Source organism: Escherichia sp. E2562 (assembly GCF_005781075.1).
Classification (GTDB): domain Bacteria; phylum Pseudomonadota; class Gammaproteobacteria; order Enterobacterales; family Enterobacteriaceae; genus Escherichia.
Map to the genome: position 1 here is coordinate 589,887 of NZ_VATM01000003.1, position 13,886 is coordinate 603,772.

At 52.1% G+C, this 13,886-nt stretch carries 12 protein-coding genes; 5 read left to right on the forward strand and 7 right to left on the reverse strand.

Annotated elements, in window-relative coordinates:
• Window positions 1-285 precede the first annotated feature (285 nt).
• From malE to malG, 3 genes are all read left to right on the forward strand, one after another.
• Window positions 286-1,476 carry a maltose/maltodextrin ABC transporter substrate-binding protein MalE gene (gene malE / locus FEK43_RS06710; RefSeq protein WP_130205779.1) on the forward strand — a complete coding sequence of 397 codons (1,191 nt, stop codon included), beginning with the start codon at window positions 286-288 and terminating at the stop codon, window positions 1,474-1,476.
• A 520-nt stretch (window positions 1,477-1,996) separates the two neighbouring features.
• The gene (gene malF, locus FEK43_RS06715) at window positions 1,997-3,541 is read left to right on the forward strand and encodes a maltose ABC transporter permease MalF (RefSeq protein WP_135408632.1); all 1,545 of its coding nucleotides are present in this window, start codon (window positions 1,997-1,999) and stop codon (window positions 3,539-3,541) included.
• 13 nt (window positions 3,542-3,554) lie between these two features.
• Window positions 3,555-4,445: a maltose ABC transporter permease MalG gene (gene malG / locus FEK43_RS06720; RefSeq protein ID WP_001252058.1), complete on the forward strand. Its 891-nt coding sequence runs from the start codon at window positions 3,555-3,557 to the stop codon at window positions 4,443-4,445.
• Between the two features lie 94 nt (window positions 4,446-4,539).
• Here malG and psiE read toward each other — a convergent pair whose 3' ends face one another.
• Window positions 4,540-4,950, reverse strand: a complete 411-nt coding sequence (psiE, locus tag FEK43_RS06725) for a phosphate-starvation-inducible protein PsiE (RefSeq protein ID WP_000202902.1) — start codon at window positions 4,948-4,950, stop codon at window positions 4,540-4,542.
• A gap of 212 nt (window positions 4,951-5,162) precedes the next feature.
• Here psiE and FEK43_RS06730 point away from each other — a divergent pair, with 212 nt between their 5' ends.
• Entirely contained in the window at window positions 5,163-5,441 is a 279-nt protein-coding gene (locus FEK43_RS06730) for a hypothetical protein (RefSeq protein ID WP_024212568.1), read from the forward strand.
• A gap of 46 nt (window positions 5,442-5,487) precedes the next feature.
• Here the strand turns inward: FEK43_RS06730 and FEK43_RS06735 are convergent, their stop codons facing one another.
• From FEK43_RS06735 to pgi, 5 genes are all read right to left on the reverse strand, one after another.
• Window positions 5,488-7,584 (reverse strand): YjbH domain-containing protein, encoded by a 2,097-nt coding sequence (locus FEK43_RS06735; protein ID WP_135408630.1) that lies wholly within the window; start codon window positions 7,582-7,584, stop codon window positions 5,488-5,490.
• Window positions 7,584-8,321: a capsule biosynthesis GfcC family protein gene (locus FEK43_RS06740; RefSeq protein ID WP_135408628.1), complete on the reverse strand. Its 738-nt coding sequence runs from the start codon at window positions 8,319-8,321 to the stop codon at window positions 7,584-7,586. The genes FEK43_RS06735 and FEK43_RS06740 overlap by 1 nt, the downstream gene beginning before the upstream one ends.
• A complete protein-coding gene (locus FEK43_RS06745) occupies window positions 8,318-8,956 on the reverse strand; it encodes a YjbF family lipoprotein (RefSeq protein ID WP_130205771.1) in 639 nt (212 codons plus the stop codon). The genes FEK43_RS06740 and FEK43_RS06745 overlap by 4 nt, the downstream gene beginning before the upstream one ends.
• A gap of 91 nt (window positions 8,957-9,047) precedes the next feature.
• Window positions 9,048-9,290 carry an exopolysaccharide production protein YjbE gene (gene yjbE, locus FEK43_RS06750; protein ID WP_000757333.1) on the reverse strand — a complete coding sequence of 81 codons (243 nt, stop codon included), beginning with the start codon at window positions 9,288-9,290 and terminating at the stop codon, window positions 9,048-9,050.
• A 418-nt stretch (window positions 9,291-9,708) separates the two neighbouring features.
• The gene (gene pgi / locus FEK43_RS06755) at window positions 9,709-11,358 is read right to left on the reverse strand and encodes a glucose-6-phosphate isomerase (protein WP_000789986.1); all 1,650 of its coding nucleotides are present in this window, start codon (window positions 11,356-11,358) and stop codon (window positions 9,709-9,711) included.
• Window positions 11,359-11,651: 293 nt separating this feature from the next.
• Between pgi and lysC the strand changes: the two genes are divergently transcribed.
• The gene (gene lysC, locus FEK43_RS06760) at window positions 11,652-13,001 is read left to right on the forward strand and encodes a lysine-sensitive aspartokinase 3 (RefSeq protein ID WP_130224367.1); all 1,350 of its coding nucleotides are present in this window, start codon (window positions 11,652-11,654) and stop codon (window positions 12,999-13,001) included.
• A 37-nt stretch (window positions 13,002-13,038) separates the two neighbouring features.
• Here lysC and FEK43_RS06765 read toward each other — a convergent pair whose 3' ends face one another.
• The gene (locus tag FEK43_RS06765; protein ID WP_135408626.1) at window positions 13,039-13,827 is read right to left on the reverse strand and encodes a nucleotidyltransferase domain-containing protein; all 789 of its coding nucleotides are present in this window, start codon (window positions 13,825-13,827) and stop codon (window positions 13,039-13,041) included.
• Window positions 13,828-13,886 lie beyond the last annotated feature (59 nt).

Sequence of the window (13,886 nt, forward strand, 5' to 3'; positions counted from 1 at the left end):
AAATCCTCCACCCCCAGGCTTTTTTATGGGGGAGGAGGCGGGAGGATGAGAAGGTGGTGTCTGCGTACTAATCCGAAGGAAAGTAAGGAAATTCGTGATGTTGCTTGCAAAAAACATGGCGATTTTGTGTGCGCCCTCCCGCAATACTGCCATTTCTGCGACATGGATCACACAAAACGAAGGTGGGGCGTAGGGGCAAGGAGGATGGAAAGAGGTTGCCGTATAAAGAAACTAGAGTCCGTTTAGGCGTTTTCACAAGCACTTCACCAACAAGGACCAGAGATTATGAAAATAAAAACAGGTGCACGCATCCTCGCATTATCTGTTTTAACGACGATGATGTTTTCCGCCTCGGCTCTCGCCAAAATCGAAGAAGGTAAGCTGGTAATCTGGATCAACGGCGATAAAGGCTACAACGGCCTTGCTGAAGTCGGTAAGAAATTCGAGAAAGATACCGGAATTAAAGTCACCGTTGAGCATCCGGACAAGCTGGAAGAGAAATTCCCCCAGGTTGCGGCAACTGGCGATGGTCCGGACATCATCTTCTGGGCGCACGACCGCTTTGGCGGCTATGCCCAGTCTGGTCTGTTAGCTGAAATCTCTCCGGACAAAGCGCTCCAGGACAAGATTTATCCATTCACCTGGGATGCCGTGCGTTTTAACGGCAAACTCATTGCTTACCCGGTTGCAGTTGAAGCGTTATCGCTGATTTATAACAAAGATCTGCTGCCGAACCCGCCAAAAACCTGGGAAGAGATCCCGGCGCTGGATAAAGAACTGAAAGCGAAAGGTAAGAGCGCGCTGATGTTCAACCTGCAAGAACCGTACTTTACCTGGCCGCTGATTGCTGCCGACGGTGGTTATGCGTTCAAGTATGAAAACGACAAATACAACGTGAAAGACGTTGGCGTGGATAACGCTGGCGCGAAAGCGGGTCTGACCTTCCTGGTTGATCTGATTAAAAACAAACACATGAATGCGGATACTGACTACTCCATTGCAGAGGCAGCCTTTAACAAAGGTGAAACTGCGATGACCATTAATGGTCCGTGGGCATGGTCTAACATCGACACCAGCAAAGTGAACTACGGTGTGACGATGCTGCCAACCTTCAAGGGACAACCTTCCAAACCGTTCGTTGGCGTGCTGAGCGCAGGCATTAACGCGGCCAGTCCGAACAAAGAGCTGGCGAAAGAGTTCCTCGAAAACTACCTGCTGACCGACGAAGGTCTGGAAGCGGTGAATAAAGACAAACCGCTGGGTGCCGTGGCGCTGAAGTCTTACCAGGATCAGCTGGCGAAAGATCAACGCATCGCCGCCACCATGGATAACGCCAAGAACGGTGAAATCATGCCGAACATCCCGCAGATGTCCGCCTTCTGGTATGCCGTGCGTACCGCAGTAATCAACGCAGCCAGTGGTCGTCAGACCGTTGATGCCGCGCTGAAAGATGCACAGGGTCGTATCACTAAGTAATGCCTGAAATGCCGGATGCGGCGTAAACGCCTTATCCGGCCTACGAAGCCGAAACGTATGTAGGCCTGATAAGACGCGTCAGCGACGCATCAGGCAGTTGTTGCCGGATGCGGCGTAAACGCCTTATCCGGCCTACGAAAACGAAACGTATGTAGGCCTGATAAGACGCACCAGCGTCGCATCAGGCAGTTGTTGCCGGATGCGGCGTGAACGCCTTATCCGGCCTACGAAGCCGAAACGTATGTAGGCCTGATAAGACGCACCAGCGTAGCATCAGGCAGTTGTTGCCGGATGCGGCGTGAACGCCTTATCCGGCCTACGAAAATAAAACGTATGTAGGCCTGATAAGACGCGTCAGCGTCGCATCAGGCATTGATTGCCGGATGCGGCGTAAACGCCTTATCCGGCCTACGAAAACGAAACGTATGTAGGCCTGATAAGACGCGTCAGCGTCGCATCAGGCAGTTGTTGCCGGATGCGGCGTAAACGCCTTATCTGTCCTGGAATGAGGAAGAACCCCATGGATGTCATTAAAAAGAAACATTGGTGGCAAAGCGACGCGCTGAAATGGTCAGTGTTAGGTCTGCTCGGCCTGCTGGTGGGTTACCTTGTTGTTTTAATGTACGCACAAGGGGAATACCTGTTCGCCATTACCACGCTGATTTTAAGCTCAGCGGGGCTCTATATTTTCGCCAATCGTAAAGTCTACGCCTGGCGCTATGTCTACCCGGGAATGGCCGGGATGGGGCTATTCGTCCTCTTCCCTCTGGTCTGCACCATCGCCATCGCCTTCACCAACTACAGCAGCACCAACCAGCTTACCTTTGAACGCGCTCAGGAAGTTCTGTTGGACCGCGCCTGGCAGGCAGGGAAAACCTATAACTTTGGTCTTTATCCCGCTGGTGATGAGTGGCAACTGGCGCTCACCGACGGCGAAACCGGCAAAAATTATCTCTCCGACGCCTTTAAATTTGGCGGCGAGCAAAAACTGCAACTGAAAGAAACGGCCACGCAGCCTGAAGGCGAGCGTGCGAATCTGCGCGTGATTACCCAGAATCGTCAAGCCCTGAGCAACATTACCGCCATTCTGCCGGATGGCAACAAAGTGATGATGAGCTCCCTGCGCCAGTTCTCCGGCACTCAGCCGCTGTACACATTAGGCGATGACGGTACGCTGACCAATAACCAGAGTGGCGTAAAATATCGTCCAAACGACCAGATTGGTTTTTACCAGTCCATCACTGCTGACGGCAACTGGGGTGACGAAAAACTCAGCCCGGGTTATACCGTGACTACTGGCTGGAAAAACTTTACCCGCGTCTTCACCGACGAAGGGATCCAAAAACCGTTCCTTGCAATTTTCGTCTGGACCGTAGTGTTCTCACTTATCACCGTCTTTTTAACGGTGGCGGTCGGCATGGTGCTGGCGTGTCTGGTGCAGTGGGAAGCGTTGCGCGGCAAAGCTGTCTATCGCGTCCTGCTGATTCTGCCCTACGCGGTGCCATCGTTTATTTCAATTTTGATTTTCAAAGGATTGTTCAACCAGAGCTTTGGTGAAATCAACATGATGTTGAGCGCGCTGTTTGGTGTGAAGCCCGCCTGGTTCAGCGATCCAACCACCGCCAGAACGATGCTGATTATCGTCAACACCTGGCTGGGTTATCCGTACATGATGATCCTCTGCATGGGCTTGCTGAAAGCGATTCCGGACGATCTGTATGAGGCCTCAGCGATGGATGGCGCAGGTCCGTTCCAGAACTTCTTCAAAATTACGCTACCGCTGCTGATCAAGCCGCTCACACCACTAATGATCGCCAGCTTTGCCTTTAACTTTAACAACTTCGTGCTGATTCAACTGTTAACCAACGGCGGCCCGGATCGTCTTGGCACGACCACGCCAGCCGGTTATACCGACCTGCTCGTTAACTACACCTACCGTATCGCCTTTGAAGGCGGCGGGGGTCAGGACTTCGGTCTGGCGGCGGCGATTGCCACGCTGATCTTCCTGCTGGTCGGTGCGCTGGCGATAGTGAACCTGAAAGCCACGCGAATGAAGTTTGATTAAGGGAGATAACAAAATGGCAATGGTCCAACCGAAATCGCAAAAAGCACGTTTGTTTATTACTCACCTGCTACTACTACTTTTTATCGCGGCAATTATGTTCCCGCTGCTGATGGTCGTCGCCATCTCGCTGCGCCAGGGGAACTTCGCGACCGGTAGCCTGATCCCGGAGCAAATCTCGTGGGATCACTGGAAACTGGCGTTAGGTTTTAGCGTTGAACAGGCGGATGGCCGCATTACGCCACCGCCATTCCCGGTACTGCTGTGGCTGTGGAACTCGGTAAAGGTCGCCGGTATTTCCGCGATTGGTATTGTGGCGCTCTCCACCACCTGCGCTTATGCCTTCGCCCGTATGCGCTTCCCTGGCAAAGCGACGCTGCTGAAAGGGATGCTGATTTTCCAGATGTTCCCGGCAGTACTCTCACTGGTGGCGTTGTATGCGTTGTTTGATCGTCTGGGTGAGTACATTCCGTTCATCGGCCTGAATACTCACGGCGGCGTGATCTTCGCGTACCTGGGGGGGATTGCGCTGCACGTCTGGACGATTAAAGGCTATTTCGAAACCATCGACAGCTCGCTGGAAGAAGCAGCAGCGCTGGATGGTGCGACACCGTGGCAGGCCTTCCGCCTCGTCCTGTTGCCATTATCTGTACCGATTCTGGCGGTGGTGTTCATCCTGTCGTTTATCGCTGCCATTACCGAAGTTCCGGTCGCGTCGTTGTTACTGCGTGACGTGAACAGTTACACCCTGGCCGTGGGTATGCAGCAATACCTCAACCCGCAAAACTACCTGTGGGGCGACTTTGCTGCCGCTGCCGTGATGTCTGCATTACCCATCACCATCGTCTTCTTGCTGGCTCAGCGCTGGCTGGTTAACGGCCTGACGGCAGGTGGTGTGAAAGGTTAAAGATGTTGTTCTGCCAATGTTATGCCGCTAGACCCTCAACTTACGTTATCCTAACTTGTGACTGTTATTCGGCGCTCTTCGGAGCGCCTCTTTTTTACTCCCGCTTCAGCCGTTTCGAATTACATAACCACAGGGTGATCACCAGCAACAGGATCGCTGCTGAGTAGATCAACACATCCAGTGGCGATTTATGATCGACGATGATCAAGCGCACAATGGCGGTGATCCCGATATAGACAAAGTAACGTAGCGGGAAGTGAAAACCGGACTGAAAGTACTTCACAATCAGCGCGATAAATTCGAAATAGAGAAAGTAAACCACCAGTCCTTCCACCAGCTCATATTTGCTGGTTTGTTCTGGCGCGAACAGCACATCAGCCAGATGCACCGTTTCTTTGCCGAGGAAGACAACCAAAATCAGGCCGAGACACAACAGACCCAGATTGAGTACGGTCTGCAAAATGGTGGAGATAAACTCCACGCGCGGACGAGAGAGTGACGTCATAGCTGTACCTCCTTCACAGTGGCGAGCTTCCTGTATAACGTAAAAATGTGACGGAGATCTATATTTTTTGTGTATGTTTTGTTCAACCTGGATTTGGCGCGCGCATCCGGCAAGGCAAACCGCACCAAAGCCGGTAATGCAAAAATCACCCATTCAGGTGATTCTCAGCCACCAGTAATGCGCGAAAAATCGACAATGTTCCTCTGGAACAAATGAAACGTAACCTGATAAAGGTGGTAAAAATGAAGCCTTATTTTGCTGCTTTGTTGTTATCAGTCTCTGTTCTTCCTGCTTATGCTGGTCCGCTCGGTACTGCTGATAAAGCCGACCTACCGCAAAGCAATGTCTCCAGCCCAATGATGGCCCAGTCGCTCAGGCAACCAGACCTGCAACCCATATCGACGGACAGGAAGACAGAATGTTTTCGCCTTTACACACCAGATCGCAAACCGGGGGTGAACTGCGTTCCTGATGGCTCAACAGGCCATTAAGAATGAGGGTGCCAGTGATTGCGAAAACTGGCACCTTTCCCATGACTTAGCGGAAATTCACGCTACGGTCGCTGGTCATATCATACAACTGGAACTTACGCCCAAGTTGCTGACCCCCGTCACGCGTCAGCGGCGTCCAGCCAATTGCCGCACGGCTACGTGTCGGGCCAGACGAGAAGAGATCCAGCGGTACAGAGACATACACACCTTTGGTGAAGTCCCCTTCGCCGTACTCCTCTTTCGAAACATTAGTGATCGTGGCATAGCCACCCACCACCACGCCGCTATCAAAGCGTTTGGCGATCTCCAGCGTGCCGCCTTTATCCCCTGCCAGATACTGCCCGACACTCGCTTTCACCAACACGTCCTGGGCGAAAGATGGCGTCCAGTACGCGGTCAGATGTCCGGTTTTCACACTGTAATCGGTGAATTTCATCATATCTTTTGCGCTACGCCAGTCGCGCTGTTTAACGTAGTTGGCATCCAGACCAAACGCCCAGTTGCTGTCCAGGGGGCGATACAACACCTCTGCCCCCGCACCGCCAAACATGGTTTCGAGATAGCCGCCGTAGACCTGACCGTAGAAGCCGTTGCCCAGATGCTGGAAGTAGTTGGCTTGCAGGTTATTCACATAGACATCGTTCTGCACATACTCGCGCACATGGGTACGAACACGCGGTAAGTGTGAGTCCTGCGGTGGATTGGTGTAGTTAAACTTGTCGTAATTGTTGGCAAGGTTAGCAAACAGGCTACCGGTGGTGAGCAGATGGTCCGTCAGCCACAAATCCGCCGTTCCCATCACGCCCAGCTGATACATGTAAAAGTTTTCCGGGCCACCGACCGACTGGTTCAGCACCGGATCGATATGGAAATCAAAGCGCGATTTGTCGATATACCAGCCCTGCTCGGTGGACTTCGGAACCACTGGCTCGACGCGTTTTTGCGCCAGCTTCGTTTCGTGGCCCAGCGGCTCTCCGGCGAGATGATTTTTCAAGCTGGCGACATCGGTTTCCGTCGTCACCTGCGGCATGTTAAGGCGATTTTCCGTAACGCGGATCGTCTTGATCCCCTCCGGCAGATCGTTCATCACGATCCGATTAGCACGAATGATCCCTTCGCGCGAATCACGATACTTCACCTGCTCGCCAGTAACATACAGTGTATCGCCTTTCGCCTGGATCTGCGGATCGGCCAGTCCGGCGTTGTATTTCAACAGCGTTAACTGATTCGCCACCACCGAATGCTGCAAAATGGCATCCTGTGGCTGCGGTTGATATTGCGGGCGGGCGTTATCGTTGTACGAAGGACGTAAATCATTAAAGTTGGTGCGCAGCGTGACGCCAAACATGAAGGTGTTGCCACGTTCATAGCTAAGGTTAACGTCGGCCCAATCGGTAACGCGATAAATCGCCCCGACGTTAAACTTACTTTTTTGCTCCAGCTTTCCGGCAAAATCCTGCTGATAATTATTGCCTTCATACTCCAGTTTCAGACGCAGCGGTTGCCAGGGCGTCTGGTATTCCACGCCGCCAAACAGTGAGGTCGGGCCGTGGAACATCTGGCTGCCGTCGATAGATCCCGCCTGTTTGTAGCTGTTATCGCGATAGCAATATTTATCACTGGCTGAACAGAGCGGATTTTTCACGTTACCGCTGGTACCCAGATATCCCCAGCCCAGACCGAGCGTAAAATCGAACGGCCCCCAAGCTTTGCTGGCGACAAGATATTCTGCATCGAACAGCCCCGTGCCACCGATATCCCGCGCGCCAACCGCCACTTGCGGCATCCAGTAACTCTCTTCCCACAAACGCAGTTTGAGATCGAAGGCTTTATCTTTATACGTTTGATCACCAGAGAACGCTTCGACGCTGCTGTACTGGCGGGTGCGCACGTCGGTGTAGCGCAGCGTTGTTTCCAGCCACGGGAAGAGTTGCACTGAAGCTGAGTAATAACGGTACTGATCGTTATCGCGATAGTTCAGGCTCAACTCCCCTTCCCGCGCCATGCGGGCGGTGGGCGTTTGTAACAGTCCTACGCCACCGAAATCCGATTGCGACGGACCAATGGGCGCAGGATACGTTTCGCCGTAGCAAGCCGTGCTAATGCCCAGCGCCAGTAAGCTAAGCAGATGTCTTTTTTTCATTATTGGGGTATCCGCTGCGTCAGAGTCTGAAGAATGTCGGCGTTAAAGGCATCAGGTGTCTCACTCCAGACGGAGTCCGCGAGGCCAACATAAATAATGCTGCCGGGCATCGGCTCTACGTGACGCTTGTTCCAGTAAGCCACCGGCGCTTTTTGCGTGCGTCCGTCCGGGTAAACCACCCACGCGTAGCTGCGATCCGCACCGCTGAGCAGGCTCTGGTCAGAGAGATAGCTCGCCACGTCGCGACCGGGAGTGAATGGCTGATTGCCAGGACGGCTGATAAGCCCGAACAATGTGACCGTGGACGGCGGTGGTCCGACCCACAGTGTGTAGTTGCCCTGCAACGGCGGGTTACCGCGTTCAGCAACGCGGACGATATCGGGATCAAGTTTGATTTTTTGCCTGCCCGTCACTTTCAACGCCTGAATTTGCTGGCGTAAGGCGTTAATGGCGGCGGCATCGTCGGCGCTGGAATCTGCAGCCAGTTCTGCCAGCCGTGTCAGCAACGCCTGCTGCTGACGCAATGCTGCCGCCGTTGCCAGCTCTTCGCTAATCACCGCACCGGGCCACCAGCTGTTTGCCAGTCGAGATTGGCCTACCAGATCGATTAAATGCTCTGCACCCGTCAGCGTTTTGGCCTCACTGCTGCCATTGCTGAATACCTTGACGGTTCCCGCCGCGAAGACCGATGACGCCCCCACACTCAAAAGCAACGCGACAATAGTTTTTTTAATCATTGTTTTGCCGCCTTGATGAGAGTGGTTTTCACCGGGAAATAATCCGCGCCGAGATACTGTTCCGACTGGCGAATTTGCCCTTCGCTGTCGATCCAGTAGCGGTTATGCCAGCGCGCCTGGTCGGTGGAGACTTCTTCGTCCAGCACGCGAACCGGGGTTTCATCGCTGCCGACTTTGACGGTATCGGTGCCATCCCATTTGAAGACTGAGCGTGCGGTGGCGTAGCGTACCTGCTGGTACTCAGTCCAGCCCATCGTGCGCGTCCAGGTTGCGCCATCAACGATTTGTGCTGGTTTGATCAGCGGGTCAGTGGCAAGGTTATTCACTTCAATCAGGTTGTCGCCGCCAAGCAAAGTTTTCACCAGACGCCCATGTTGTGTAACGAGAGTGGCCTGATCCTGAGTAACCCATTTTTGTTGTCCGTCTTCAGCGAAGGCCAAAACGACAAATAATTGTGGACCGCCATTTAGCCGCATGTACTGGCTGGCGTAGGGCATATTTTGAATATCATCGTCCGTCAGCTGTACGCCTGGCGTACCGAACAGACTGTCCCACAGTGAATTGCCCAGCTCTTTAGTCGTGGCTGAACAGGCCTGTAATAACAGGCAGATAAGAATGAGTGCAGGTCGCTTCACGACTCTTCTCCAGAGGGGCAGAATAACCACACCGGAGTGTGGTTATGGTTAATCCCCGTCATACTGAATTATTTTGGGGATACATACGTTATTACTGGGTACTGGTGGTCGTGGTTGTGGTGGTCCCGGTATTAGAACCATCACCGCCACCGGTTGCCGCGAGCGCGACACCCACCGCCGAGCTTACGGTGCTGACGCTGGTCGCGGAGGAACTACCCGCCGAAACCGACGTTGCTGCCGACCCTGCCGCTTCGCCCACCTGTACAGGTGCAGCCCACGCAGAAGTCGCCGCAAGCGCAGATATGGCAAAAATGCCATACAGAACTTTTTTCATAACAATTTCCCTTCATTGAATGAATGGAGATTTACCCAAAAACATTTCAGGCGGGATCGAGTATACACAACTAAAGCATGCGAATTACGGCGCGGGGAATTAGTGATAGGGTTTTAGGATAATTGGAATGAATATCAAATATAAGCTTTAACTTATATATAAATAAGATTAAAAATCATGAATTTAAAATAAATTAAAAAGTGATTAACCTGCGTATTTTCCGAAATCATTACAGACTAAAAATCTATTTTAGGATTAACCTCACGGTATGATTTCCGTTAAATCTCCGACAAGGGGATTTATCTGATAAAACAATGCCGACTTATAGTCGGCATTGTTATTAAGGTTATTTAATCAATCGTGCTATGTATTAATTGCCGAATACGATGTACATATCGGCATCATGCATGCACGATGATTAACCGCGCCACGCTTTATAGCGGTTAATCAGACCATTGGTTGAGCTATCGTGGCTGCTGATTTCTTTGTCATCTTTCAGCTCTGGCAGAATACGGTTCGCCAGCTGTTTACCCAGCTCCACGCCCCACTGGTCGAAGGTGAAGATGTTCAGGATCACGCCCTGAGTAAAGATTTTGTGCTCATACAGCGCAATCAACGCCCCCAGGCTGAACGGAGTGATTTCGCGCAGCAGGATAGAGTTGGTCGGGCGGTTACCTTCGAACACTTTGAACGGCACCACGTAGTCAAGCGTTGCCGGATCTTTACCCTGATCGCGATATTCCTGCTCAACCACTTCACGGGATTTACCAAACGCCAGAGCCTCGGTCTGAGCGAAGAAGTTAGACAGCAGTTTCTGGTGATGATCAGAGAGTGGGTTATGGGTGATAGCCGGAGCGATGAAATCGCACGGTACCATTTTGGTTCCCTGGTGGATCAGCTGGTAGAACGCATGCTGACCGTTAGTGCCTGGTTCACCCCAGATAATCGGGCCAGTCTGGTAATCCACTACGTTACCGTTACGGTCAACATACTTACCGTTGGATTCCATATTGCCCTGCTGGAAGTACGCCGCGAAACGGTGCATATACTGGTCGTACGGCAGAATCGCTTCAGTTTCCGCGCCAAAGAAATTGTTGTACCAGATGCCGATCAGCGCCAGCAGTACAGGCAGGTTTTTCTCGGCAGGCGTAGTGGAGAAATGCTTGTCCATCGCGTGTGCGCCAGAAAGCAGTTCAACGAAATTATCAAAGCCGATAGAGAGAACAATCGACAGGCCAATCGCTGACCACAGGGAGTAACGACCGCCGACCCAGTCCCAGAACTCGAACATGTTGGCGGTATCAATACCAAACTCGCCAACGGCTTTGGCATTGGTGGAGAGCGCCGCAAAGTGTTTCGCAACGTGTTTTTCATCACCTGCCGCTTTCAGGAACCAGTCACGCGCGCTATGGGCGTTGGTCATGGTTTCCTGAGTAGTGAAGGTTTTAGATGCTACCAGGAACAGCGTGGTTTCTGGGTTTACTTTTTTCAGCACTTCCGCGATGTGAGTGCCATCAACGTTAGAAACAAAGTGCATGTTCAGGTGGTTTTTGTAAGGGCGCAGTGCTTCGGTCACCATGTACGGGCCGAGGTCAGAACCGCCGATCCCAATGTTCACCACGTCGGTGATGGCTTTGCCGGTATAGCCTTTCCACTCACCAGAAATAATCGCTTCTGAGAAGGTTTTCATCTTCTCCAGCACCGCGTTGACTTCCGGCATAACATCTTTGCCATCAACCAGAATCGGGGTATTGCTACGGTTACGCAGCGCCACGTGCAGTACGGCACGGTTTTCGGTGCGGTTGATCTTCTCGCCAGAGAACATCGACTTAATCGCGCCCGCCAGATCGCACTCTTTCGCCAGATCCTGTAATTTCGCCAGCGTCTCTTCAGTGATGCGGTTTTTGGAGTAATCCACCAGCATCTGATCGTCAAAGGTTGCGGAGAACTTAGAAAAACGATCGCCGTCTTTAGCAAAAAGATCGGCGATCGTAACGTCTTTCATTTCATCGAAGTGTTTCTGTAGTGCCTGCCAGGCAGCGGTCTGCGTTGGATTGATGTTTTTCATTAGCAATACTCTTCTGATTTTGAGAATTGTGACTTTGGAAGATTGTAGCGCCAGTCACAGAAAAATGTGATGGTTTTAGTGCCGTTAGCTCAGCTAACCACTGAAGAGGATAAAAAGTATAGACGTTATAAGCACAATTTCTGACCACGCCCGCTGCATGAATAATCCGCATAATCCCGGCGTTGACACACTCCCCTACACCTTTTATTTATAAATACGGTCTGCGCCTGCACCGGTTTCTGTTATGCCTTTGTGCCAAGGTCGCTTCTTTCATTCCCTGACACGAGGTTGTTATGCCCGATATTGTTGTCTCCAAATTTGGTGGTACTAGCGTGGCTGATTTCGACGCCATGAACCGCAGCGCCGACATTGTGCTTTCTGATGTGAATGTGCGTTTAGTTGTGCTTTCTGCTTCTGCGGGCATTACCAATCTGTTGGTTGCACTGGCTGAAGGTCTGGAACCGGTTGAGCGTTTCGAAAAACTCGATGCCATTCGCAATATTCAGTTCGCCATTCTGGAGCGCCTGCGTTACCCGAACGTCATCCGTGAAGAGATTGAACGTTTGCTGGAGAACATTACCGTCCTGGCCGAAGCTGCTGCACTGGCAACCTCTCCAGCACTAACTGATGAACTGGTCAGCCACGGCGAACTGATGTCTACCCTACTGTTTGTGGAGATTCTGCGTGAACGCAATGTTCAGGCCCAGTGGTTCGATGTGCGTAAAGTGATGCGCACAAACGATCGCTTTGGCCGCGCGGAGCCAGATATTGCTGCGCTGGCAGAACTGTCTGCGCTGCAACTAACCCCACGTCTCAGCGAAGGTTTAGTCATCACCCAGGGCTTTATTGGCAGTGAAAGTAAAGGGCGCACCACAACGCTTGGTCGCGGCGGTAGTGACTACACGGCGGCACTATTGGCAGAAGCGTTAAACGCTGCTCGCGTCGATATCTGGACAGATGTGCCGGGGATTTATACTACCGACCCACGCGTCGTGCCTGATGCCAAACGAATTGATGAAATCGCCTTTGAAGAAGCAGCTGAAATGGCAACCTTTGGTGCCAAAGTACTTCATCCGGCAACCTTACTGCCTGCAGTTCGCAGCGATATCCCGGTGTTTGTCGGTTCAAGCAAAGATCCGCGTGCTGGCGGTACTTTGGTGTGTAATAAAACCGAGAATCCGCCGTTGTTTCGTGCGCTGGCTCTGCGTCGCAAACAAACGCTATTAACCCTGCATAGCCTGAATATGCTGCATTCTCGCGGCTTCCTCGCGGAGGTTTTCGGCATTCTCGCACGGCATAATATTTCGGTGGATTTAATTACTACGTCAGAAGTGAGCGTGGCATTAACTCTCGACACTACCGGTTCAACGTCAACTGGCGATACGTTGCTGACACAATCGCTGCTGATGGAGCTTTCAGCTCTGTGCCGGGTAGAAGTGGAAGAAGGCCTGGCGCTGGTGGCTCTGATTGGTAACGACCTGTCAAAAGCCTGTGGTGTTGGCAAAGAGGTGTTTGGCGTACTTGAACCGTTCAACATTCGCATGATTTGCTACGGTGCTTCCAGTCATAACCTGTGCTTCCTGGTGCCAGGCGAAGATGCGGAACAGGTGGTGCAGAAACTGCATAGTAATTTGTTTGAGTAAAAACAGTGCGGCCCGGATGATACTTGCCGGGCCGAATTTATTCTCCCATCACTGTCGCCATCAACAACCTATCCAGCTCCCTGGCATCACCATCCCTACTATCCGGTAACACAGGCGGAATTTCCCCACGCGCCAGTTCCGCATGGATAAACACATGTAGCAATGGACGGCGTGGGCCATATTCCGCTTCACCCGCACGCTGTTTACGTTCCAGCAACTCATCTATTTCTGCGCGTAAGGCCGCATCCAACTCACTTCCCACCAGCAATTCGGAAAAACACATTGGCGGTACGCCTTTTCCCGCTTCGACCCAGCGCACGGCCAGCAGCGGACGCAGCACATAAAAGTATTTTTTCAGCCGCACTTCGTCGCCTTGTAAATAACCGCGAAAATTTTTCCGCGCCATCGAATAATAATGCCAACGCGCACGCAACGGAGAAAACCACATTGGGACCATTGCCTTAAGCGCCGTTATCGTTTCTTCATCTTGCTGATAGACCACCGGTGAATCCAGCCATTCAATTAGCGTCGGGTTCGCACCTTTCAGCAATCCCAGCGCTTTGCGCCATTCCCAACCGGAAACATCAAGTTCGTCGTCGATAGGCAGTTCGATAACATCGCGTGGTGACTCTACCCGCAGATACCATTCCAGCGGATGAACATACAAAAACCGCACATCGTAATCGCTGTCGGGCGAAGCAAATCCCCAGCCGCGACTCCCCGATTCGCAGGCGTACAGCACTTTCACGCCATAGCGACGTTCAATTTCCTTTAACTGCTGCGATACCCGTTCGCGCATCGCAGCACAGACTCCATTTAATGGCATTTGACTCATCCTTTGATATTAACTAACCCGTACCAGACCACTGAAAACAGAGATGTTAT

Coding starts and splice junctions, on each gene's coding strand:
- psiE (WP_000202902.1), bottom strand. CDS start 4,950: ATGACGTCACTCTCTCGTCCGCGCGTGGAGTTTATCTCCACCATTTTG.
- FEK43_RS06730 (WP_024212568.1), top strand. CDS start 5,163: ATGAAACGTAACCTGATAAAGGTGGTAAAAATGAAGCCTTATTTTGCT.
- pgi (WP_000789986.1), bottom strand. CDS start 11,358: ATGAAAAACATCAATCCAACGCAGACCGCTGCCTGGCAGGCACTACAG.
- lysC (WP_130224367.1), top strand. CDS start 11,652: ATGCCCGATATTGTTGTCTCCAAATTTGGTGGTACTAGCGTGGCTGAT.
- malE (WP_130205779.1), top strand. CDS start 286: ATGAAAATAAAAACAGGTGCACGCATCCTCGCATTATCTGTTTTAACG.
- malG (WP_001252058.1), top strand. CDS start 3,555: ATGGCAATGGTCCAACCGAAATCGCAAAAAGCACGTTTGTTTATTACT.
- FEK43_RS06735 (WP_135408630.1), bottom strand. CDS start 7,584: ATGAAAAAAAGACATCTGCTTAGCTTACTGGCGCTGGGCATTAGCACG.
- FEK43_RS06740 (WP_135408628.1), bottom strand. CDS start 8,321: ATGATTAAAAAAACTATTGTCGCGTTGCTTTTGAGTGTGGGGGCGTCA.
- yjbE (WP_000757333.1), bottom strand. CDS start 9,290: ATGAAAAAAGTTCTGTATGGCATTTTTGCCATATCTGCGCTTGCGGCG.
- FEK43_RS06765 (WP_135408626.1), bottom strand. CDS start 13,827: ATGCCATTAAATGGAGTCTGTGCTGCGATGCGCGAACGGGTATCGCAG.
- malF (WP_135408632.1), top strand. CDS start 1,997: ATGGATGTCATTAAAAAGAAACATTGGTGGCAAAGCGACGCGCTGAAA.